This is a genomic window from Blastococcus saxobsidens, from assembly GCF_010682065.1.
Classification (GTDB): Bacteria; Actinomycetota; Actinomycetes; order Mycobacteriales; family Geodermatophilaceae; genus Blastococcus; species Blastococcus saxobsidens_B.
This window is the reverse complement of record NZ_JAAGWG010000002.1, coordinates 1-21,019: the sequence shown is the minus strand read 5'-3', so window position 1 is coordinate 21,019 and position 21,019 is coordinate 1. Positions and strand designations below refer to the sequence as shown.

Annotated in this window: 21 protein-coding genes; all 21 read left to right on the top strand. The window is 74.0% G+C overall.

Going from position 1 to position 21,019, the window contains the following annotated elements; all coding sequences use genetic code 11:
• The first annotated feature begins 67 nt into the window (after positions 1-67).
• Positions 68-466, top strand: a complete 399-nt coding sequence (locus tag GCU60_RS01180; protein ID WP_345770310.1) for an HNH endonuclease — start codon at positions 68-70, stop codon at positions 464-466.
• 10 nt (positions 467-476) lie between these two features.
• On the top strand, positions 477-1,034 hold the full coding sequence (locus GCU60_RS01175) for an MOSC N-terminal beta barrel domain-containing protein (protein WP_163201814.1): 558 nt from the start codon (positions 477-479) through the stop codon (positions 1,032-1,034).
• Between the two features lie 9 nt (positions 1,035-1,043).
• The gene (locus GCU60_RS01170) at positions 1,044-2,174 is read left to right on the top strand and encodes a CapA family protein (protein WP_345770309.1); all 1,131 of its coding nucleotides are present in this window, start codon (positions 1,044-1,046) and stop codon (positions 2,172-2,174) included.
• Positions 2,175-2,249: 75 nt separating this feature from the next.
• On the top strand, positions 2,250-4,286 hold the full coding sequence (thrS, locus tag GCU60_RS01165; protein ID WP_163201813.1) for a threonine--tRNA ligase: 2,037 nt from the start codon (positions 2,250-2,252) through the stop codon (positions 4,284-4,286).
• Positions 4,283-4,846, top strand: a complete 564-nt coding sequence (locus GCU60_RS01160; protein WP_163201812.1) for an HIT family protein — start codon at positions 4,283-4,285, stop codon at positions 4,844-4,846. Before thrS ends, GCU60_RS01160 begins: the two co-directional genes overlap by 4 nt.
• Positions 4,847-5,464 (top strand): phosphatidylinositol phosphate synthase, encoded by a 618-nt coding sequence (pgsA, locus tag GCU60_RS01155; protein ID WP_163201811.1) that lies wholly within the window; start codon positions 4,847-4,849, stop codon positions 5,462-5,464.
• Positions 5,461-6,399 carry a phosphatidylinositol mannoside acyltransferase gene (locus GCU60_RS01150; RefSeq protein WP_163201810.1) on the top strand — a complete coding sequence of 313 codons (939 nt, stop codon included), beginning with the start codon at positions 5,461-5,463 and terminating at the stop codon, positions 6,397-6,399. Before pgsA ends, GCU60_RS01150 begins: the two co-directional genes overlap by 4 nt.
• A complete protein-coding gene (locus GCU60_RS01145; RefSeq protein WP_163201809.1) occupies positions 6,399-7,610 on the top strand; it encodes a glycosyltransferase family 4 protein in 1,212 nt (403 codons plus the stop codon). The genes GCU60_RS01150 and GCU60_RS01145 overlap by 1 nt, the downstream gene beginning before the upstream one ends.
• A gap of 11 nt (positions 7,611-7,621) precedes the next feature.
• Positions 7,622-8,170 (top strand): hypothetical protein, encoded by a 549-nt coding sequence (locus tag GCU60_RS01140; RefSeq protein WP_163201808.1) that lies wholly within the window; start codon positions 7,622-7,624, stop codon positions 8,168-8,170.
• 51 nt (positions 8,171-8,221) lie between these two features.
• The gene (pdxS, locus tag GCU60_RS01135) at positions 8,222-9,130 is read left to right on the top strand and encodes a pyridoxal 5'-phosphate synthase lyase subunit PdxS (RefSeq protein ID WP_163201807.1); all 909 of its coding nucleotides are present in this window, start codon (positions 8,222-8,224) and stop codon (positions 9,128-9,130) included.
• Positions 9,127-9,816: a pyridoxal 5'-phosphate synthase glutaminase subunit PdxT gene (pdxT, locus tag GCU60_RS01130; protein ID WP_163201806.1), complete on the top strand. Its 690-nt coding sequence runs from the start codon at positions 9,127-9,129 to the stop codon at positions 9,814-9,816. Before pdxS ends, pdxT begins: the two co-directional genes overlap by 4 nt.
• Complete coding sequence (locus tag GCU60_RS01125) at positions 9,813-10,571, top strand: YebC/PmpR family DNA-binding transcriptional regulator (protein WP_163201805.1); 759 nt, start codon at positions 9,813-9,815, stop codon at positions 10,569-10,571. Before pdxT ends, GCU60_RS01125 begins: the two co-directional genes overlap by 4 nt.
• A gap of 177 nt (positions 10,572-10,748) precedes the next feature.
• Positions 10,749-11,750: a L,D-transpeptidase family protein gene (locus tag GCU60_RS01120; protein ID WP_163201804.1), complete on the top strand. Its 1,002-nt coding sequence runs from the start codon at positions 10,749-10,751 to the stop codon at positions 11,748-11,750.
• Positions 11,751-11,846: 96 nt separating this feature from the next.
• A complete protein-coding gene (gene ruvC / locus GCU60_RS01115) occupies positions 11,847-12,416 on the top strand; it encodes a crossover junction endodeoxyribonuclease RuvC (RefSeq protein WP_163201803.1) in 570 nt (189 codons plus the stop codon).
• The gene (ruvA, locus tag GCU60_RS01110) at positions 12,413-13,045 is read left to right on the top strand and encodes a Holliday junction branch migration protein RuvA (protein WP_163201802.1); all 633 of its coding nucleotides are present in this window, start codon (positions 12,413-12,415) and stop codon (positions 13,043-13,045) included. Before ruvC ends, ruvA begins: the two co-directional genes overlap by 4 nt.
• Entirely contained in the window at positions 13,042-14,166 is a 1,125-nt protein-coding gene (ruvB, locus tag GCU60_RS01105) for a Holliday junction branch migration DNA helicase RuvB (protein WP_163201801.1), read from the top strand. Before ruvA ends, ruvB begins: the two co-directional genes overlap by 4 nt.
• Before the next feature lie 147 nt (positions 14,167-14,313).
• Positions 14,314-14,628: a preprotein translocase subunit YajC gene (gene yajC / locus GCU60_RS01100; RefSeq protein ID WP_345770308.1), complete on the top strand. Its 315-nt coding sequence runs from the start codon at positions 14,314-14,316 to the stop codon at positions 14,626-14,628.
• 13 nt (positions 14,629-14,641) lie between these two features.
• Positions 14,642-16,309 (top strand): protein translocase subunit SecD, encoded by a 1,668-nt coding sequence (gene secD / locus GCU60_RS01095; RefSeq protein ID WP_163201800.1) that lies wholly within the window; start codon positions 14,642-14,644, stop codon positions 16,307-16,309.
• Complete coding sequence (gene secF, locus GCU60_RS01090) at positions 16,306-17,676, top strand: protein translocase subunit SecF (protein WP_163201799.1); 1,371 nt, start codon at positions 16,306-16,308, stop codon at positions 17,674-17,676. The genes secD and secF overlap by 4 nt, the downstream gene beginning before the upstream one ends.
• Positions 17,673-18,260, top strand: coding sequence for an adenine phosphoribosyltransferase (locus GCU60_RS01085; protein ID WP_163201798.1), 588 nt, complete (start codon positions 17,673-17,675; stop codon positions 18,258-18,260). The genes secF and GCU60_RS01085 overlap by 4 nt, the downstream gene beginning before the upstream one ends.
• Before the next feature lie 91 nt (positions 18,261-18,351).
• A complete protein-coding gene (locus GCU60_RS01080; protein ID WP_163201797.1) occupies positions 18,352-20,805 on the top strand; it encodes a RelA/SpoT family protein in 2,454 nt (817 codons plus the stop codon).
• The last annotated feature ends 214 nt before the right edge of the window (positions 20,806-21,019 follow it).

Here is a 21,019-nt window from a genome sequence, read left to right as displayed (position 1 = left end):
CGCCCGGAACTCATCGCCGGAATCCGTCGCCCGGCGCGCCCTCCCGGAACGCGGGACCATGGGAGAGGTGAGCGCCCAGCCCGATCGCGCGGCCCGGCTGCTGCTGATCCTCGAGCGGGACGGTTCGACCTGCATCTGGTGCGGCCGGCCCTTCGCCGGGCAGGTCCGGCCCACCACCGAGCACGTCGTCCCCCGGGTGAAGGGCGGCCCCTCCTGGCTGGAGAACGAGGTGGCGGCCTGCGGGCGCTGCAACGGCGAGCGCGGGCACCGCAGCCCGGTGGAGTGGCTGGAGGAGTGCCAGCGGCGGGGCTGGCCGGTCGACGTCGACCGGTTGGGCCGGGTCCTCACCGCGCTGTCGGCCGCCATCGCCCGCCTCGGCGGGCAGCGTCGAGCCCGCCCCTACCTCGACGCCCAGGTGCGCCGGCTCCTCCGTCGGGGCGCCACGCTGCCCGGCGTCCCCGCCTAGGGTCAGGGCCGTGACGGCAGCGGAGGCGACGACGGGCCGGGTCGCCGGGATCTGGATCTACCCGGTCAAGTCGCTCGGCGGAACGCCGCTGGACCGGGTCCAGCTGGGGCCTGCCGGACCGGAGGGCGACCGGGCGTGGACCGTCGTGGACGCAGGCAGTGGCGAGGTGCTGCGGGGCAAGCACGCGCCCGGGCTGGCCGGCCTCACGCCGACCGGGGACCCGGTGAGCGACGAGCGGACGGTCACCGGGGCGCTCGGCCGGCCGGTGCGGATCGAGCCCGCGCCCGGCGGCTCGGCGGCCGACGCCGCGGCGGTGCACCTGGTCTCCCGGCAGGCGATCGACCGGGCGGAACTGGGCGACGTGCCCGAGGGCTGCTCCGCCGACGACCCGCGGGCCAACGTGCTGCTCGACCTCCCCGACGACGACGAGCGCACGTGGGTGGGGCGCACCGTGCGCATCGGGGACGCCGAGCTGCACGTCACCCGGACGCCCAAGCACTGCCTCGGCGTCTACGCCGAGGTGCGGCGGCCCGGCGGGATCGCCGTCGGGGACGCCGTCCTGCTCTAGCCTGCGGCCGTGACACGCGGACGGCTCGGGGTGCTCGCCACGGCGCTGCTGCTGCTCGCCGGGTGCGGCGCCGACGCCGGCGACGGGCCGCGGCAGCCGGCCGCCACCGGGCAGTCCGAGCAGCCGCCGGCGCCGGAGCCCGAACCGGAGCCGCGGAGCATCACGCTGGTGGCCACCGGCGACGTCCTCGTCCACCAGGACCGGGCGCTCACCGCGGGGGCCGCGCAGCCGGACGGCTCCTACGACTTCAGCCGGGTGTTCGCGCCCGTCGCCGACCTGATCGGTGACGCCGACCTCGCCGTCTGCCACCTGGAGACACCCGTCGCACCCCCGGGCGGCCCCTACCGGGGGTACCCGAGCTTCGCGGTGCAGCCGGAGATCGTCGACGCGCTGGCCGGGGTGGGCTACGACCTGTGCTCGACCGCGTCCAACCACTCGCTGGACGCCGGGTTCGACGGGCTCACCCGCACCCTGGACGTCCTCGACGCGGCCGGCATCGCGCACACCGGCACGTACCGCAGCGCGGCGGAGAGCACCCGGCCGACGCTGGTCGACGTCGCCGGGGTGACCGTGGGTCACGTCGCGACCACCTTCGGCCTCAACGGGGTGCCGCTGCCGGCGGGCCGGAACTGGTCGGTCGACGTCGCCGCGCTGCCCGACGTGGCCGGGATGCTCGCCGCCGCGGCCCGCGCGCGGGCGGCCGGCGCGCAGATCGTCGTCGCCAGCCTGCACTGCTGCCAGGAGTACCGGAACGACCCGTCCGACACCCAGGTGGCCGCCGCCCGGACGCTGCTCGCCTCCCCGGACGTGGACCTGGTGCTGGGCCACCACGCGCACGTCGTCCAGCCCTTCGGGCAGATCGCGGGGGAGTGGGTGGCCCACGGCCTCGGCAACCACCTCGCCGAGCACGCCACCCGCGGCTACCCCACGGAGGACTCCGTCGCCGCGCGGTTCACCTTCACCGAGGGGCCCAGCGGCCGGTTCGCCGTGACGCGGGCCGAGGCCGTACCGCTGACCATCGAGCTCGGCGACGACGCGGTGACCGTGCGGCCGGCCGACCCGGTGACGTACGAGCGGGTGGCCGAGGTGCTCGGCCGGCGCGGTGCGGTCGCGGCCGGACTGGAAGTCGTCCCGGGGTGAGGGCGGTCGCGCACTAGGCTCAGGGCGCCCATTCCTCGCACTCTCGTCCCACCCCACCACTCTTGGAGCGCTCTCGTGTCGACCCCGCCCTCGCCCACCGCCGTCGGATCCCTGCGGGTGCCGGCCGGGACGACGGCGCAGCAGGCGCTCAAGGACGCCGGGGTGCCGCTCAAGGGTGCCGACGGCGCCGTCGTCGTCCGTGACCTGGCCACCGGTGACCTCAAGGACCTGGCCTGGACCCCGGATGCCGACGCCGAGGTGGAACCCGTCCCGGCGGCCAGCGCCGAGGGGCGCGCGGTCATCCGGCACTCCGCCGCGCACGTCCTGGCCCAGGCCGTCCAGGAGCTCTTCCCCGGGACCCGGCTGGGCGTCGGCCCGCCGGTGGAGAACGGCTTCTACTACGACTTCGACCCCGAGCGGCCCTTCACCCCCGAGGACCTGCAAGCCCTCGAGAAGAAGATGACCGAGATCGTCCGGGCCGGGCAGCACTTCGCCCGCCGCGAGATCAGCGACGCCGACGCGCAGACGGAGCTCGCGCACGAGCCGTACAAGCTCGAGCTGATCGGCCTCAAGGGTGGCGCCGGTGACGCCGAGGGCGCCGACGTCGAGGTCGGCGGCGCCCAGCTGACCATGTACGACAACCTCGACGCCCGCTCCGGCGAGCGGGTCTGGACCGACCTGTGCCGCGGCCCGCACCTGCCGCGCACCTCGAACATCCCGGCGTTCAGCCTCACCCGGTCGGCCGCGGCCTACTGGCGCGGCAGCGAGAAGAACCCGCAGCTGCAGCGGGTCTACGGCACCGCGTGGGAGAGCAAGGACGCGCACAAGGCCTACCTGGAGCACCTCGCCGAGGCCGAGCGCCGCGACCACCGCCGGCTGGGTGCGGAGCTGGACCTCTTCAGCTTCCCCGACGAGATCGGCTCCGGCCTGGTCGTGTTCCACCCCAAGGGCGGTGTGGTGAAGCGGGAGATGGAGGACTACGTCCGCGCTCGCCACATCGAGGAGGGCTTCGACTACGTCGGCACCCCGCACATCTCCAAGAGCGGGCTGTTCGAGACCTCCGGTCACCTGCCGTACTACGCGGACACCATGTTCCCCGGCATGGAGCTGGAGAACAGCGAGTACCGGCTCAAGGCCATGAACTGCCCCATGCACAACCTGATCTTCCGATCGCGCGGTCGGTCCTACCGCGAGCTGCCGCTGCGGTTCTTCGAGTTCGGCACCGTCTACCGGTACGAGAAGTCCGGCGTCGTGCACGGCCTGACCCGCGTGCGCGGCCTCACCCAGGACGACTCGCACAGCTACGTCACCCCGGAGCAGGCGCCCGGCGAGATCCGGCACCTGCTGAACTTCGTGCTCAGCCTGCTGCGCGACTTCGGCCTGGACGACTACTACCTGGAGCTCTCGACCCGCGGCGACGAACCGGAGAAGCAGGCCAAGTTCATCGGCTCCGAGGAGGAGTGGTCGGTGGCCACCGCCGTTCTCGAGGAGGCGGCGAAGGAGACCGGACTGGAGCTGGTGCCCGACCCCGGCGGCGCGGCCTTCTACGGGCCGAAGATCTCGGTGCAGGCGCGCGACGCGATCGGCCGCACCTGGCAGATGTCGACCATCCAGTACGACTTCAACCAGCCCGCCCGCTTCGGCCTGGAGTTCAGCGCCGCCGACGGCACCCGCCAGCAGCCGGTGATGATCCACTCGGCCAAGTTCGGCTCCATCGAGCGGTTCTTCGGCGTGCTGACCGAGCACTACGCCGGGGCGTTCCCGGCCTGGCTGGCACCGGTCCAGGCCGTCGGCATCCCGGTCACCGACGAGCAGGTGCCCTACCTGCACGACATCGGCCTCCGGCTGCGGCAGCGTGGCCTGCGCTTCGAGCTGGACGACTCCGACGACCGGATGCAGAAGAAGATCCGCACCGCCAGCAAGCAGAAGGTGCCGTTCGTGCTGATCGCCGGCGCGACCGACGCCGAGGCGGGTGCGGTGTCCTTCCGGTTCCGGGACGGCAGCCAGCGCAACGGCGTCCCGGTCGACGACGCCGTCGAGGAGATCGCGGCCTGGGTCGCCGCGCGCACCAACGCCGACCCGACGGCGGAGACCCCGCAGGTGGCCGGATGAGCGAGGTCGTCGGCGGCCCGACCGTGGCCCAGAGCCCCGGCCAGGCCTTCGAGCACCTGTGGACGCCGTACCGGATGGCCTACATCCGCGGCGAGGGCAAGCCCACCGGAACGCACGACTGCCCGTTCTGCGTCATCCCGACGATGACCGACGAGGCGGGGCTGATCGTGGCGCGGGGGGCGACGGTGTTCGCCGTCCTCAACCTCTACCCGTACAACGCCGGGCACCTGATGGTGGTGCCCTACCGGCACGTGCCCGACTACACCGACCTCACCGCCGAGGAGGTCGCCGAGCTCGGGGCCTTCACCCAGACGGCGATGCGCACCATCCGCGCCGTCGCCGGCGCGCACGGCTTCAACATCGGCATGAACCAGGGGTCGGTGGCCGGCGCGGGCATCGCCGACCACCTGCACCAGCACGCCGTGCCGCGGTGGGGTGGGGACACCAACTTCATGCCGGTCGTGGGCCTGACCCGCGTCCTCCCGCAGGTGCTGCGCGAGACCCGCGACCTGCTCGCCGCCGCGTGGTCCGACCACGCCGTCCCGGTGCGGGAGGCCTGAGTGCTCGGCGTCAACGCCCGTCCACTGGTCGCCAAGGTGGTGAACCCGCTGGCCGCCCGGCTGGCCCGGGTGGGGGTCACCCCGGACATGGTGACCATCACCGGCACAGTCGGCGCCGTCGCCGCGGCCGCCGGGCTCATCGCCACCGGCCACCTGTTCTGGGGCGCGTTCGCGGTCACGGTGTTCGTGCTGCTCGACATGCTCGACGGCGCGCTGGCCCGGCTGCGGGGCGGCGGCTCGGTGTTCGGCGCGGTGCTGGACTCCACCGGCGACCGCGCGGCCGACGCCGCGATCTTCGGCGCGCTGGTCTGGTGGTACTCCGGCGCGGGCGACAACCGGCTGCTGGTGCTGCTGGCGCTGCTCTGCCTCGTGCTCGGCGTGCTCACCTCATACATCAAGGCCCGCGCCGAGGGCATGGGCCTGCGCTGCGACGTCGGCGTGGTGGAGCGGACCGAGCGGCTGATCCTGGTGCTCGTCGGGACCGGCTTCACCGGCCTGGGCATCCCGTACGCCGTCGACGTCGCGCTGTGGGTGCTGCTCGTCGGCAGCGCCGTGACGGTGGCCCAGCGGGTGCTGGCGGTGAAGCGGGGCGCCGCGGACGCGCGGACCGCGCCGTGAGCGGCACCCGGGAACGACTGCTCGCCCGGGTGACCGACACCGGGTACGCAGCGGGCTGGCGGGCGGTCCGGATGCTGCCTGAGCCCGTGGCCCGAGGCGTGTTCGACCGGGCGGGCGGCTGGGCCGCCGGGCGGGACGGCGCCGGCGTCCGCCGGCTGCGGGCCAACCTGCGCGTGGTCACCGGCGGGACGCTGACCGAGCCGGAGCTCGACGAGCTGACCGGCCGCGCCATGCGGTCCTACGCCAGGTACTGGCAGGAGGCGTTCCGGCTGCCCACGCTGGGCACCGAGCGGATCCTCGCCGGCACGACCGTGCCGGGCGTCGAGCACCTGGAGAAGGCGCGCGACGAGGGGCGTGGCGTGATCATCGCCCTGCCGCACAGCGGGAACTGGGACGCCGCCGGGGTGTGGTTCGTCGACTGGCTCGGCGGTCCGTTCATGACCGTCGCCGAGCGGCTGCGGCCGGAGTCGCTCTACCGGCGCTTCCTCGACTACCGCGAGTCCCTGGGGATGCGGGTCGTGCCGCTCACCGGCGGGCCGCGGCCCAGCGCCGAGGTGCTGCGCGAGTGGCTGACCGCCGGCGGCTCGGCCTGCCTGCTGGTCGACCGCAACCTCGGCGCCGGCGGGGTGCCGGTGCGGTTCTTCGGCCGTCCGGCCACCATGCCCGGCGGCGCGGCGGTGCTGGCCGCCGAGACAGGCGCGGCGCTGCACCCGGTGGTGAGCCGGTTCGACGGGCCGGGCTGGCGGCACCGGGTGTACCCGGAGGTGCCGGTCGCCGACGGCTCGCGGGCCGCCGTGGCCGCCGCGATGCAGGGCGTGGCCGACGCGTTCACCACCGGCATCGCGCAGGCGCCGGAGGACTGGCACATGCTCGGGCGCGTCTGGCCCGACGTCCCCGCCGACGCCCCGCGCTCCCCGCAGCGGGAACCGGCCTGATGCGCATCGGTCTGGTCTCCCCGTACCGGTGGGACATCCCCGGGGGCGTCCAGTACCACGTGCGCGACCTGGCCGAGACGCTGCGCGGGATCGGGCACCACGTCGAGGTGCTGACCCCCGCGGAGCGCGAGGAGTCGATCACCGACCCCTTCATCACCTTCGCCGGCCGCACCGTGCCGGTCCCGTACAACGGCTCGATGGCCAGCGTCCAGTTCGGCCCGGTGTCGGCCGCACGGGTGCGCCGCTGGCTGCGCGAGGGCCGCTTCGACGTCGTGCACGTGCACGAGCCGTCGTCGCCGTCGGTGTCGCTGCTGGTCTGCATGCTTGCCCAGGGCCCGATCGTGGCGACCTTCCACACAGCGACCACCCGCTCGAAGATGCTGGTCGTGCTCGGGCCGGCCGTGCGGCCGTGGCTGGAGCGCATCGCCGGGCGGATCGCGGTCTCGGACTTCGCGCGCCGGGTGCAGGTCGAGCACCTGGGTGGCGACGCGGTGATCATCCCGAACGGGGTGCACGTCGGCTTCTTCGCCGAGGGCCCCACCCTGACCGGCCGCCCGCGCGGCTCCGACGGGCCCGCCGTCGGGTTCGTCGGCCGCTTCGACGAGCCGCGCAAGGGCCTGCCGGTGTTGCTGGGCGCGATGCGCACCGTCGTCCGCGACCACCCGCACGCGCGGCTGCTCATCGCCGGCCGCGGCGACGCCGACGAGCTCTGGCGCATGGTGGGGGAGGACCTGCGCCCGCACGTCACGCTGCTCGGCGAGGTCAGCGAGGCCGAGAAGGCGGCGCTGCTGCGCAGCGTCGACGTCTACTGCGCGCCCAACCTCCTGGGCGAGTCCTTCGGCGTGATCCTCATCGAGGCGATGGCCGCCGGCGCGCCGGTCGTCGCCAGCGACCTCGACGCCTTCGTCCGCGTCCTCGACGGCGGGACGGCGGGGGTCGTCGTGCGGCGGGACGATCCGGCGGCGCTGGGCCGGGCCCTGTCGGAGCTGCTCGGCGACCCCGGGCGCCGGGCCGGGCTCGCCGCGCGCGGCTCGGCGCTGGCCGCGCAGTACGACTGGCAGGTGCTGGCCCGGCGCATCCTCGCCGTCTACGAGACCGTGCTGCCCCCGGGTGGCGGCCCGGTCACGGTGGGACCCGACGACGACGTCCCGAGCGTGCCGCCGACCGGCACCGCGGCGCGACCTCCCCGCATCCGGCGGGGGCGCCGCTAACCTCGGTCCCCGTGACGTCCGAGGTGTGGTTGCTGCTCGCCGCCGGCGTCCTCCTGGTGCTGCTGGCCTGGACCGGGTGGACGCTGACCCGGCTGCGCCGGCTGACGGTGCGGCTCGACCGTGCCTGGCGGGCCCTCGACGCGCAGCTGCGCCGGCGGGTGGGCCTGGCCGAGGAGCTCGCGCGCAACCACCCTGCGGCCCTCGGTCCCGACGTCGCCGCGCGGCTGGCCGCGGCGGCGGCCGGGGCGCGGGTCTCCGCGGCCGGCGACCGGGAACTGGCGGAGAACGCGCTGGGCCGGGAGCTGCGCGAGCTGCCGGCCGACCTCCCGGGTGTGCCCAAGCCGCTGCGGACCGACCTCGACGGCACCATGACGCGGGTCGCGTTGGCCCGCCGCTTCTACAACGACGCGGTGCGGGACACCCGTGAGCTGCGCGGTCGCCGGTTCCCGCGGTGGCTGCGCCTGCACCACGCTCGGACGCTGCCGCGGTACTTCGACATCGACGACCGGGTCGGCAACGTGACGAAGGACGCCGACGGGGCGGACCGAGCCGCGCGCTGACGGCCGTAGAGTGGCCCGCCACTGGCTTTTCTCGACCCAGAGGCGGAATCCGTGAGCACTCCCACCGAGCAGACCGTCGGCGCGACCGGCACCGACCGCGTCAAGCGCGGCATGGCCGAGCAGCTCAAGGGCGGCGTCATCATGGACGTCGTCACGCCCGAGCAGGCGCGCATCGCCGAGGACGCGGGAGCTGTGGCGGTCATGGCGCTGGAGCGCGTGCCGGCCGACATCCGTGCGCAGGGCGGCATCGCGCGCATGAGCGACCCGGACATGGTCCAGGGGATCATCGACGCCGTCTCCATCCCGGTCATGGCCAAGGCCCGGATCGGCCACTTCGTGGAGGCGCAGGTCCTCCAGTCGCTCGGCGTGGACTACATCGACGAGTCCGAGGTGCTCAGCCCCGCCGACGAGGCCCACCACATCGACAAGCACGCCTTCACGGTGCCGTTCGTCTGCGGGGCCACGGATCTGGGCGAGGCCCTGCGGCGCATCTCCGAGGGCGCGGCGATGATCCGCTCCAAGGGGGAGGCCGGCACCGGCAACGTCGTGGAGGCCACCCGGCACATGCGGGCGCTGCGCGCCGGCATCAAGCGGCTGGGCACCCTGGACGAGACCGAGCTCTACGTCGCCGCCAAGGAGCTGCGCGCGCCGCACGATTTGGTGGTCGAGGTGGCCCGCCTGGGTGCGCTGCCGGTCGTGCTGTTCACCGCCGGCGGCATCGCCACCCCGGCCGACGCGGCGATGATGATGCAGCTCGGCGCCCAGGGCGTCTTCGTGGGCTCGGGCATCTTCAAGTCCGGCGACCCGGCGCAGCGGGCGGCGGCGATCGTGCAGGCGACGACCTTCTTCGACGACCCCGACGTCATCGCCAAGGTGTCCCGCGGCCTGGGCGAGGCCATGGTCGGCATCAACGTCTCGACGCTGCCCGACAGCGAGCGGTACGCCACCCGCGGCTGGTGACCGGCCCGCAGGAGGGTGCCACGGCCGGCGCCCCCGTCGTCGGGGTGCTCGCCCTGCAGGGCGACGTCCGCGAGCACGTGGCCGCCCTGCGCGCCGAGGGCATCGACGCCCGGCCGGTCCGGCGTCCCGAGGAGCTGGCCGCCGTCGACGGGATCGTGCTGCCCGGTGGTGAGTCGACCACCATGGCCAAGCTCGCCGACCGGTTCGGGCTCATGGAACCGCTGCGGTCCGCCGTCCGCGCGGGCCTGCCCGCCTACGGCAGCTGCGCCGGCATGATCCTGCTGGCCGACCGGCTGCTGGACGCCCCGGCGGACCAGCCGACGGTCGGCGGCCTGGACGTCACCGTGCGCCGCAACGCCTTCGGCCGGCAGGTGGACTCCTTCGAGTCGCGCGTGGAGCTGGCCGGCCTGGACGGCGGTCCGCTGCACGCCGTCTTCATCCGTGCCCCCTGGGTGGAGGAGGCCGGGGAGGGGGTCGAGGTGCTCGGCCGGGTCGTCGGCGGTGCGGCCGACGGTAGGATCGTCGCGGTCCGCCAGGGGAACGTGGTGGCCACCAGCTTCCACCCCGAGCTGACCGGGGACCGCCGGGTGCACGCATTGTTCGTCGACATCGTGCGCCGTCGCCTGGCGGAGAGGGCCGGCCGCGCCCATCACGGGGCCGCCGGGGACGAGAGGGGACAGTCGTGAGTGGCCACTCCAAGTGGGCGACGACGAAGCACAAGAAGGCCGGCATCGACGCCAAGCGCGGCAAGCTCTTCGCCAAGCTGATCAAGAACATCGAGGTCGCGGCCCGCACCGGCGGCGCCGACCTGTCCGGCAACCCGACCCTCTACGACGCCGTCCAGAAGGCGAAGAAGAGCTCGGTGCCCAACGACAACATCGACCGCGCGGTCAAGCGCGGCGGTGGCCTCGAGGCCGGCGGCGTCGACTACCAGGGCATCACCTACGAGGGCTACGGCCCCGGTGGCGTGGCGGTGCTCATCGAGTGCCTGACCGACAACAAGAACCGGTCGGCCATGGAGGTGCGCACGGCGATGACCCGCAACGGCGGGAACATGGCCGACCCGGGCTCGGTGTCCTACCTGTTCTCCCGCAAGGGCGTCGTCGTGGTTCCGGCCGCCGGTCACACCGAGGACGACGTGCTGATGGCCGTCCTCGACGCCGGCGCCGAGGAGGTCCGCGACCTCGGTGACACGTTCGAGGTCGTCAGCGAGCCCGGCGACATGGTGGCCGTGCGCACGGCGCTGCAGGACGCGGGCATCGAGTACGACTCCGCCGACATGGGCTTCCTGCCCAGCGTCCAGGTGCAGCTCGACGCCGACGGCGCGGCCAAGGTGTTCAAGCTGATCGACGCCCTCGAGGACCTCGACGACGTGCAGAACGTCTACGCGAACTACGACGTCTCCGACGAGGTCATGGAGCAGGTCACCGCCGACGCCTGAGCCGCTCGAGCGGCACCGCGCCGGTCACATCTGCCACACATCTCCCATCGGCCACGGCGTGGCGACTTGCGCATCGCGACGGCGCCGTTCGCGGTGCTAGCTTGCCGTCGCGGGGCCGCATGCCCCCGCGACGGCGAGCACGGGGGCGCACGGGTGGCGGGTACGACGGGACGGCGCGTGGGGCGGGTGCTCCGCGGAGTGGCCGTGCTCGGGGTGACGACGCTGACGCTGGGCGTGTGGACGTCACCGCCGGGGACGACGGATCCCGCGCAGGCCGGTGCGGTGACCACGCGGACCGCCGGATGGACGGCGCCGGTCCCGCCGAGCGTCGCCGTGGCCGTCGAGCGGCTCACCGTCGGCCACCCGCTGGGCTACGGGACCGCCGCGCAGCGCGCGGCGCAGGCAGCCGCGGAGGCGGAGGCAGCCGCGGAGGCGGCCGCGCAGGCGCAGGTGGCAGCCGCCGCAGCGGCCACGGCAGCGGCGGCATCGGCCGGCGGCGCGCCTGGCACCCGGTCCACGCCCGCCGGCCCCGCGCCCGCCCGCACCGGCGGCCCGTCGCCGGCCGCCCCCGCGGCCGCGGCGCCGGCGGGGGCGACGCTGCCGCTCGGGCTCGATCCGGGTGGCTCGGCCCAGGTCGTGACCGTGGTCGCGCCGTCCGCGCGGTCGACCAGCGCCCAGCTGACCGCCTGGGAGCGCGGGCCGGAGGGCTGGCGACCCGTCCTGGGACCGATGACGGCGCGCATCGGTTCGGCCGGCATCGGGCGGGCGAGCGAGACGACCACCCGGACCCCGGCCGGCACGTTCTCCCTGACGGAGGCCTTCGGGCGGGCCGGGAACCCGGGCACCGCCCTGCCGTACCGGCTGGTGGACGGCGACGACTGGTGGGTCTCGGACGTGCGCAGCCCCCGGTACAACCATTACGCCGAGTGCGCCCGCGGTACCTGCGACTTCGACGAGGCGGCGGCCGAGAACCTGTTCGACGAGCCGATGTACCCGCAGGCCGTCGTCATCGACTACAACCGCGGCGGCACCCCGGGTGCGGGCTCGGCGTTCTTCCTGCACGTGAGCAACGGCGCGCCCACCGCCGGCTGCGTGGCGATCGACGCCGGGAGCCTGACGGCGCTGCTGCGGTGGCTGGACCCGGCGGCCCGGCCGCTGATCGCCCTCGGCGTCGGGTGACCGCCACGGGCCGCGGCGGGCGTGTTGCGCGGACGATCATCGGCGGGTCCGGTTAGCGTAGGTCGAACAGGCGTTCGGTCGGCGGAAGGTTTCTCCATGCGGGTGCTCGGCATCGATCCGGGCCTCACCCGGTGCGGGTGGGGGGTGGTCGACGGTCGTCCCGGCGCGCGGCCGACGGCGATCGGCGTGGGCGTCGTCCGCACGATGCCGGAGCTCGACCTCGAGCTGCGGCTCCTGGAGCTGCACACCGCCGTCACCACGCTGCTGCGCGAGCACCGCCCCGACGTCGTCGCCATCGAGCGGGTGTTCACCCAGAACAACAAGGGCACGGCCACCGGCACCGCGCAGGCCGCCGGTGTCGCCGCGCTCGCGGCGGCGCAGGCCGACCGGCCGGTCGCCTGGCACACGCCCAGCGAGGTGAAGGCCGCCATCTCCGGCAACGGCCGCGCGGACAAGGAGCAGGTCACCCTCATGGTCACCCGGGTACTGGGGCTCTCCGCCGCCCCCAAGCCGGCCGACGCCGCCGACGCGCTGGCGCTGGCGGTCTGCCACGCGTGGCGCGGCCCGGCGCAGCAGCGGCTGCGGTCCGCGGCGCTCGCCGGTGGCCTGGGCGCCCCGGTCGTGCAGCGCACCCTGCCGCGCTCGCAGGGGGTGGCGGCCCGATGATCGCCAGTGTCAGCGGCCGGGTGGCGGCTGTGTCACCCGACGGCGCCGTCGTGGAGGTGGGCGGCATCGGTCTCGCGGTGCAGTGCACCCCCGGCACGATCGCCCGCCTGCAGGTGGGGGAGTCGGCCCGGCTGGCCACCAGCCTGATCGTCCGCGAGGACTCGCTCACCCTCTACGGCTTCGCCGACGACGACGAGCGGCAGCTGTTCGAGCTGCTGCAGACCGCGAACGGGGTGGGCCCACGGCTGGCCCAGGCGGTGCTGGCCATCCACCCGCCGCGGGAGGTCCGCCGGGCGGTCTCGATGGCCGACGTGAAGGCCCTCATGCAGGTGCCCGGCATCGGCAAGAAGGGCGCGGAGCGGCTGATCCTCGAGCTGCGCGACCGGCTGGGCTCCACGACCACCGACACCCAGCTGGACACGCCCGCCGGTCTCCCGCCGGTCACGCCGGTGGCCCCCTGGCGCGACCAGCTCACCGCCGCACTGGTCGGTCTGGGCTGGTCGGCCAAGGAGGCCGACACGGCGCTCGGCCAGCTCGCCCCGGTCGCCGACGAGCAGATCGCCGCCACCGGCTCGGTCGAGGTCGCGGTCCTCCTGCGCCAGGCGCTCCAGCTGCTGGGCCGCTCGTGAGCGCGCCGTTCGACCGGTCGCTCACCGGCGAGCTCGCCGGTGACGCCGGCCAGGACTGGGCGGTCTCCCCGCAGGCCGGCGACGAGGAGCGCGTCGTCGAGTCGGCGCTGCGCCCGCACTCCCTGCACGACTTCATCGGGCAGCCGAAGGTTGCCCGGCAGCTGGCGCTGGTCCTCGAGGGGGCCAAGCGCCGCGGCCGCGCCCCCGACCACGTCCTGCTGTCGGGTCCGCCCGGGCTGGGCAAGACCAGCCTCGCGCTGATCATCGGCTCCGAGCTCGGCACCTCGGTGAAGATCACCAGCGGTCCGGCGATCGAGCGCTCGGGCGACCTGGCCGCGATGCTGTCCAACCTGGCGCCCGGCGACGTGCTCTTCATCGACGAGATCCACCGGATCGCCCGGCCGGCCGAAGAGCTGCTGTACATGGCGATGGAGGACTTCCGGGTCGACGTCGTCGTCGGCAAGGGCCCTGGGGCCACCGCGATCCCGCTGGAGATCAACCCGTTCACCCTGGTCGGTGCCACCACCCGGGCCGGTCTGCTCACCGGGCCGTTGCGGGACCGCTTCGGGTTCGTCGGCCAGATGGAGTTCTACGAGCCGGCCGAGCTGCAGCTGGTCCTCGCCCGGAGCGCCGAGCTGCTGGGGGTCGAGCTGACCCCCGAGGGGTCGGCCGAGATCGCCGGGCGGTCGCGGGGCACACCTCGGATCGCCAACCGGCTGCTGCGCCGGGTGCGCGACTACGCCGAGGTGGAGGCCGACGGCCGGGTGACCCGCGCGGTCGCCGAGGCCGCGCTCGCCCTGTACGAGGTCGACCACCTGGGCCTGGACCGCCTCGACCGCGCCGTGCTCGAGGCGCTGGTCGCCAAGTTCGGCGGCGGCCCCGTCGGCGTGGCGACGCTCGCGGTGGCCGTGGGGGAGGAGCCGCACACCGTCGAGGAGGTGTGCGAGCCGTTCCTCGTCCGCGCCGGGCTGCTCGCCCGGACCCCGCGCGGCCGGGTGGCCACCGAGGCGGCCTGGCAGCACCTCGGGTACCCGCTGCCACGGGGCGGCGTCCCCCTCGGCCGGGTCACAGTGGACCCACACGCCCCGGGGTCGTCGTCAGAACCCCTGTTCGACGCCTAGACTCCCCGACGCTGGCGCGCAACTCGCAGGCCGGGCCGTGCGCGTCCCGTCTGGTCGCCGCGCGCGCCGGTGCCGACGTACCCGAGCGGATCCTCCCGGACCGCACCCACCGCGGAGCACCAGTCGCGGAAGAGAGGCACACCTGTCGTGGAGTACTTCCCGCTGATCATGCTGGCCCTGCTGGCCGTCGTGCTGTTCGTCCTGCCCGCGCGGCAGCGCAAGCGCATGCAGGAGCAGAACGCCGCGATGCAGGCCGCCCTCACGGTGGGGACGCCGGTCATGACGACCAGCGGGCTGCACGGCACGGTCGCCGGGCTGGGCGAGACCACCCTGGACCTGGAGATCGCTCCGGGTGTCGTGGTCACCTTCGCCCGCCAGGCCGTCCTCGAGGTCCGTCAGCCGGCCGACGGGACGCAGGTGGTCGACGACGACCGCTCGCGCCCGGCCGACGGCACCGTCTGACCGGGGGACGTCCGTGGCCAACCGCCCGGCTCCGGCGCGCGGGTACTTCGCCGCGCTCGTCGCCATCATCGCCCTGATCTACGGGCTGGTCTTCTTCGTCGGTGACACCCGCACGCCGCAGCTCGGGCTCGACCTGCGCGGGGGCACCACCGTCACCCTGACCGCACGCACCCCCGACGGCCAGGCGCCGGCCCCCGAGGACCTGGAGCTGGCCCGCCGGATCATCGAGCAGCGGGTGAACGGCCTCGGCGTCGCCGAGGCCGAGGTCGTCACCGAGGGCGACGCCAACATCATCATCTCGGTGCCGGGTGACGACGGCGAGCAGGCCCGCGAGCTCGGGGCCACCGCGCAGCTGCGGTTCCGGCCGGTCATCGCCGGTCCCGAGCCGGCGGCTCCCGCCGAGGAGCCGGCCGAGCCGACCGAGGGCGCCGACGGGGCCGAGGGGGCCACCGACCCGGAGACCGCCGACGGAGGTACCGACGGCGACGCCGCGGAGAGCACCGACGGGGCAGCGGAGCCGACCGACACCGACGGTGCGGTGGAGGACCCGGCCCTGCCCGACGCCGACGCCCCGCTGGTCACCGAGGAGGAGGCGGCCGCGGACTTCGCGACGCTGACCTGCGAGGCGGAGAACGTCACCGGTGAGCTGTCCCGCGCGGACGACTTCGTCGCCACCTGCAGCGAGGACGGCTCCGCCAAGTACCTGCTCGGCCAGACGATCATCGAGGGCACCGAGATCGACGACGCCAGCGCGGCGACCGACCCGACCGACGGCAGCTGGGTCGTGCTCCTGGACTTCAAGTCCGAAGGGCGGTCGATCTGGGCGGACTACACCGCGAACAACATCAGCAAGAACGTCGCGTTCACCCTCGACGGCCGGGTGATCTCCGCGCCGGTCATCCAGGCGGCCATCAACGGTCAGACCACGATCAGCGGCAGCTTCGACCAGGAGTCGGCCACCGAGCTGGCCAACCAGCTCAAGTACGGCGCGCTGCCGCTGACCTTCACCCAGGCCACCGCGCAGTCGATCTCGACCGAGCTGGGCGAGGAGCAGCTCCAGGCCGGTCTGATCGCCGGCGCGATCGGGATCGCGCTGGTCTTCGTCTACGCGCTGTTCTACTACCGCCTGCTGGGCCTGGTCATGATCGCCAGCCTGCTGCTGTCCGCGGTGGTCGTCTACGGCTGCCTGATCCTGCTGGGCCGCGAGATCGGCTTCACGCTGAGCCTGGCCGGCATCGCCGGGTTCATCGTCTCCATCGGCATCACCGCCGACTCCTTCGTCGTCTACTTCGAGCGCCTCAAGGACGAGATCCGGGAGGGTCGCTCGCTGCGGTCGGCGGTCCCGCGGGCCTGGGTCCGCGCCCGGCGCACGATCCTGTCGGCCGACGCGGTGAGCTTCCTCGCGGCGGCGATCCTCTACCTGCTGGCCATCGGGGACGTGAAGGGCTTCGCCTTCACCCTCGGCATGTCCACGGTGCTGGACCTGATCGTCGTCTTCCTCTTCACCCATCCGCTCATGGCGGTGCTGTCGCGGGTCAGGTCGTTCGGGACCAACCGGTTCTCCGGCCTCGGCCAGGTGGAGCACACCCGCCGGGCCGGTACCGCGGCGCCGCGGCGCGGACGCGAGCTCGTCGGGGCCGGCGCGACCGCGACCGGCCGCCAGGACAGGAGCACCTCATGACCCGCCCGACCGACCCGGTGGAGACGACGCCGGTGGAGACGACGCCGGTGGAGACGACGCCGGAGGAGGCCCTGGGAACCGCCGGGGACGACGCGCTCGCCGACGCCGGCCTGCCGCAGGACCCGGGTGGCGACGGCGGCGCGGAGCCCTCACCCGCTCCCGGGGCCGGACGCCGGCCCGGGAGCCTGGCCCACCGGCTCTACAACGGCGAGGCCGGGCTGGACGTGGTCGGGCGGAGCCGGCTGATCTACCGCATCACCGCGGTCGTCGTGCTGCTCTGCCTGCTGACCATGGTCTTCCGGGGCTTCAACTTCGGCATCGACTTCGCCGGCGGCAACAGCTTCCGGCTGCCCGGTGACTCATCGCTGCTCCAGGAGGCCCGGACCGCGGCCGAGGACGCCGGCGCCCAGGTCGCCAGTGCCCAGGTGGTGGGCGGCAACGAGCTGCTGATCCGCACCGAGCAGCTGGACAACGACGGCGAGCGCGCCGTGGTGGAGGCGCTGGCCGACACCGCCGGCATCGCGCCGAACCAGGTGAGCCCGGAGTCGGTCAGCGCCGAGTGGGGCAACGACATCACCGACCAGGCGATCTTCGCCCTGGTGGTTTTCCTGCTGGCGGTGACCCTGTTCCTCGCGGTGCGCTTCCAGCCGAAGATGGCGATCGGCGCCATGGCGGCCCTGGTGCACGACATCCTCGTGACCGCCGGTATCTACGCGCTGATCGGCTTCGAGGTGACCCCGTCGACGGTCATCGGGTTCCTCACCATCCTGGGCTTCTCGCTCTACGACACCGTGGTCGTCTTCGACAAGGTCGACGAGAACGTCAAGGACCTGGAGAAGAGCGCGCGGATGACCTGGGGCGAGGCGGCCAACCTGGCGGTCAACCAGACGCTCATGCGCTCCATCAACACGTCGGTGATCGCGCTGCTCCCGGTTGCCGGCCTGCTCTTCGTCGGCGCCGGGCTGCTGGGCGTGGGCACGCTCAAGGACCTCGCGCTGGTGCTGTTCGTCGGTCTGGCGGCCGGCACGTACTCCTCGATCTTCCTGGCGACGCCGATCGTGGCCGACCTCAAGGAGCGGGAGCCGGAGATGGTGGCGCTGCGCCGCCGGGTGCTGGCCCGACGGGCGTCCGCCGCCCGCACGGGCGGTGCCCCGGCCGGGCCGGTCGCCAGCGCCCGCCGTCGCCGTGCCGCGGGATCCGTGGCCGTGGACGAGCTGCCGGAGGCCGTGGCTGCCGACGTGGTCGTCGAGTCGCCGTCCACGGTTCGCCCGGAGCCGGCCCGCGGTGCCACCGCGGCGCCCCGGCCGGGCGCCCGGCCGCAGCGCCGGGGTGGGCAGACCGGCCCCGCCGGCAAGCGCCGCCGGTGAGCGACGGCGTGGTGGTCCAGCCGCTGGACGAGCTGATCGCCGGGCTCACGGTCGACGTCCCGGACCACCCCGAGCCCGGGGTGCTGTTCCGGGACCTCACGCCCGTCTTCGCCGACGGGCCGGCGTTCCGCCGGGTCGTGGAGGGGCTCGCCGCGGCGTCCTCGTCGGATCCGCGGGCGGCGGCTCTGGCCGACTCGCGCGCGGGTGAGCACGCCTTCGACGTGGTCGTCGGGGTGGAGGCGCGCGGGTTCCTGCTGGCCGCCGGCGTGGCGCTGGAGACCGGCGTCGGGGTGGTCCCCGTTCGCAAGGCCGGCAAGCTGCCGCGCGAGCGGATCGCCGCCGACTACGCGCTGGAGTACGGCACGGCCACCCTGGAGATGCACGCCGACTCGATCCGGCCGGGTCAGCGGGTGCTGGTCGTCGACGACGTCCTGGCCACCGGTGGCACCCTGGCTGCGGCGGTGGGCCTGGTCGAGCAGCTCGGCGGTGTGGTGTCGGCGGTGGCGGTCGTGGTGGAGCTCCCCGCCCTCGGCGGCCGGCAGCGGGTGGCCCCGCACACGGTGCACGCCCTCTGGGCCACCTGACCGAGGGAGACGGCCCGCGCGCCCGGCGATGGGGCCGGAGCTGCCGCTAGCATGGTGAGGGTCCCCCCTCCTCGAGCCTGCAGGAGCAGCCGTGGCCTCCGAAGTAGCCGCTGACGCGGCTCCCGCGCGGCCCGGCCCGGTCGACGCGGAGCAGGGGGCAGTCGCCGGCCCGCCCGGTCCGCTGCCGGTGCGCAGCCCGCTCCCGGAACGCCCGGTGGTGCGCCGGCCCGACGACGTCGGCGCCGAGCCGGTCGACCCGGAGTCCGGCGCCCCGCGTCGCCGCGTGCGCGACCGGCTGGCCCGCCGGATCGTCGCCGGGCAGCGCAGCGGGCTCGTCCGCCCGGTGCTCGAGCCGCTGGCTGTGCTGCACCGACAGAGCCATCCGAAGGCCGACCTCGCGCTCCTGCAGCGGGCCTACGACGTCGCCGAGGCGGCGCACGCTTCCCAGAAGCGCAAGAGCGGTGATCCCTACATCACCCACCCGCTCGCCGTCGCCACCATCCTCGCCGGCCTGGGCATGGACACCACGACGCTGATCGCGGCCCTGCTGCACGACACGGTCGAGGACACCGGCGTCACGCTGGAGACCATCACCACCGACTTCGGCTCAGAGGTCGCCCACCTGGTCGACGGCGTCACGAAGATCGACAAGGTGAAGCTGGGCGACGCCGCCCAGGCCGAGACGATCCGCAAGATGATCATCGCGATGTCCCGCGACCCGCGGGTGCTGGTCATCAAGCTCGCCGACCGGCTGCACAACATGCGCACGCTGCGTTTCCTGCCGCCCGAGAAGCAGGAGAAGAAGGCGCGCGAGACGCTGGAGATCCTCGCCCCGCTGGCCCACCGGCTGGGTATGAACACGATCAAGTGGGAGCTGGAGGACCTCGCGTTCGCCACGCTCTACCCGAAGCGGTACGACGAGATCGTCCGGCTGGTCGCCGAGCGGGCGCCGTCCCGGGACACCTACCTCGCCGAGGTCACTTCTGCGGTGAGCGACCAGCTCAAGGCCGCGAAGATCGAGGCCGTCGTCACCGGTCGGCCCAAGCACTACTACTCGATCTACCAGAAGATGATCGTCCGCGGCCGGGACTTCACCGACATCTGGGACCTGGTCGGGATCCGGATCCTGGTGGACTCGGTGCGCGACTGCTATGCCGCGCTCGGCATCATGCACGCGCACTGGCAGCCGGTGCCGGGCCGCTTCAAGGACTTCGTGGCCATGCCGAAGTTCAACATGTACCAGTCGCTGCACACGACGGTCATCGGCCCGCACGGCAAGCCCGTCGAGCTGCAGATCCGCACGCACGACATGCACCGGACCGCCGACTTCGGCATCGCCGCGCACTGGAAGTACAAGGAGAAGGCCCGGGTCGGGGGCAAGCCCAGCGCCGGTGAGTTCGGCGCCCCGGCCAAGCCCGGCACGCCCGACGACATGCTGTGGCTGCGCCAGCTGCTGGACTGGCAGCGCGAGGCCCAGGAGCCCGGCGAGTTCCTGGAGACCCTGCGCTACGACCTCGGGCCGCAGGAGGTCTTCGTCTTCACGCCCAAGGGCGACGTCGTCAGCCTGCCGGGCGAGTCGACGCCGGTGGACTTCGCCTTCGCGGTGCACACCGAGGTCGGCTACCGCACGATCGGCGCCCGGGTGAACGGGTCGCTGGTGTCGCTGGACAGCAAGCTCACCAACGGCGACGTCGTGGAGATCTTCACCTCCAAGTCGCCCAACGCCGCGCCGTCCAAGGACTGGCTGACCTTCGTCGGCTCGTCCCGGGCGCGGACCAAGATCCGCCAGTGGTTCACCAAGGAGCGCCGCGAGGACGCCGTCGAGGCCGGCAAGGAGGCGCTGACCCGCGCCATGCGCAAGGCCGGGCTGCCTTTGCAGCGGCTGCTGGGCGGCGAGGCACTCTCCACGCTGGCCAAGGACCTGCGCTTCGCCGACGTCACCGCGCTGTACGCGGCGGTGGGGGAGAACCAGCTGTCGGCGGCGTCGGTGGTCGAGAAGCTCATGGTCGCCCTCGGCGGCAGCGAGGGCGCGGCGGAGGACATTGCCGAGACCGCCATCCCGACCCGGCGCCCGGCGGTCCGCCGGTCGGCCAGCGGGGACCCGGGGATCATCGTCCACGGCATGTCCGACGTCTGGGCGAAGCTGGCCAAGTGCTGCACGCCGGTGCCGGGCGACTCGATCCTGGGCTTCGTCACGCGGGGTGGCGGGGTCAGCGTGCACCGCACCGACTGCACCAACGCCGCGGACCTGCAGAGCAAGCCTGAACGTCTGGTCGAGGTCGAGTGGGCGTCGTCGCCGGGGTCGGTGTTCCTCGTGGCGATCCAGGTCGAGGCGCTGGACCGGCACCGGCTGCTGTCCGACGTCACCAAGGCGCTGGCCGACGAGCGGGTCAACATCCTGTCCGCCTCGGTGCAGACCAGCCGCGACCGCGTGGCCATCAGCCGGTTCACCTTCGAGCTGGCCGACCCGGCGCACCTGGGCGCCGTGCTGCAGACGGTGCGCAACGTCGAGGGCGTCTTCGACGTCGAGCGGGTGACGGCCTAGCTCTGCCGCTCGCGAGCCGGCGCTCAGTCCAGGTTCCGTCGGACGCCTGGCCCGCCGCAGTCAGCGGCCCGGAACGACGAGAGCGCCGGCCCCTATCGGGAACCGGCGCTCTCGGCGTGGGCTGGGCGCGTCCTAGATGTACTGAGCAGGACCGTTGTTGACGTGGGAGCGACCTCCGGGTCGGGTGGAGCTGTCTGACGGCATCCATTCCGAC

Bases quoted from the DNA above. Each gene is read 5' to 3' on its own strand.
- secF (WP_163201799.1), top strand. From the start codon at position 16,306: ATGACCCGCCCGACCGACCCGGTGGAGACGACGCCGGTGGAGACGACG.
- ruvC (WP_163201803.1), top strand. From the start codon at position 11,847: ATGCGGGTGCTCGGCATCGATCCGGGCCTCACCCGGTGCGGGTGGGGG.
- GCU60_RS01145 (WP_163201809.1), top strand. From the start codon at position 6,399: ATGCGCATCGGTCTGGTCTCCCCGTACCGGTGGGACATCCCCGGGGGC.
- GCU60_RS01160 (WP_163201812.1), top strand. From the start codon at position 4,283: ATGAGCGAGGTCGTCGGCGGCCCGACCGTGGCCCAGAGCCCCGGCCAG.
- ruvA (WP_163201802.1), top strand. From the start codon at position 12,413: ATGATCGCCAGTGTCAGCGGCCGGGTGGCGGCTGTGTCACCCGACGGC.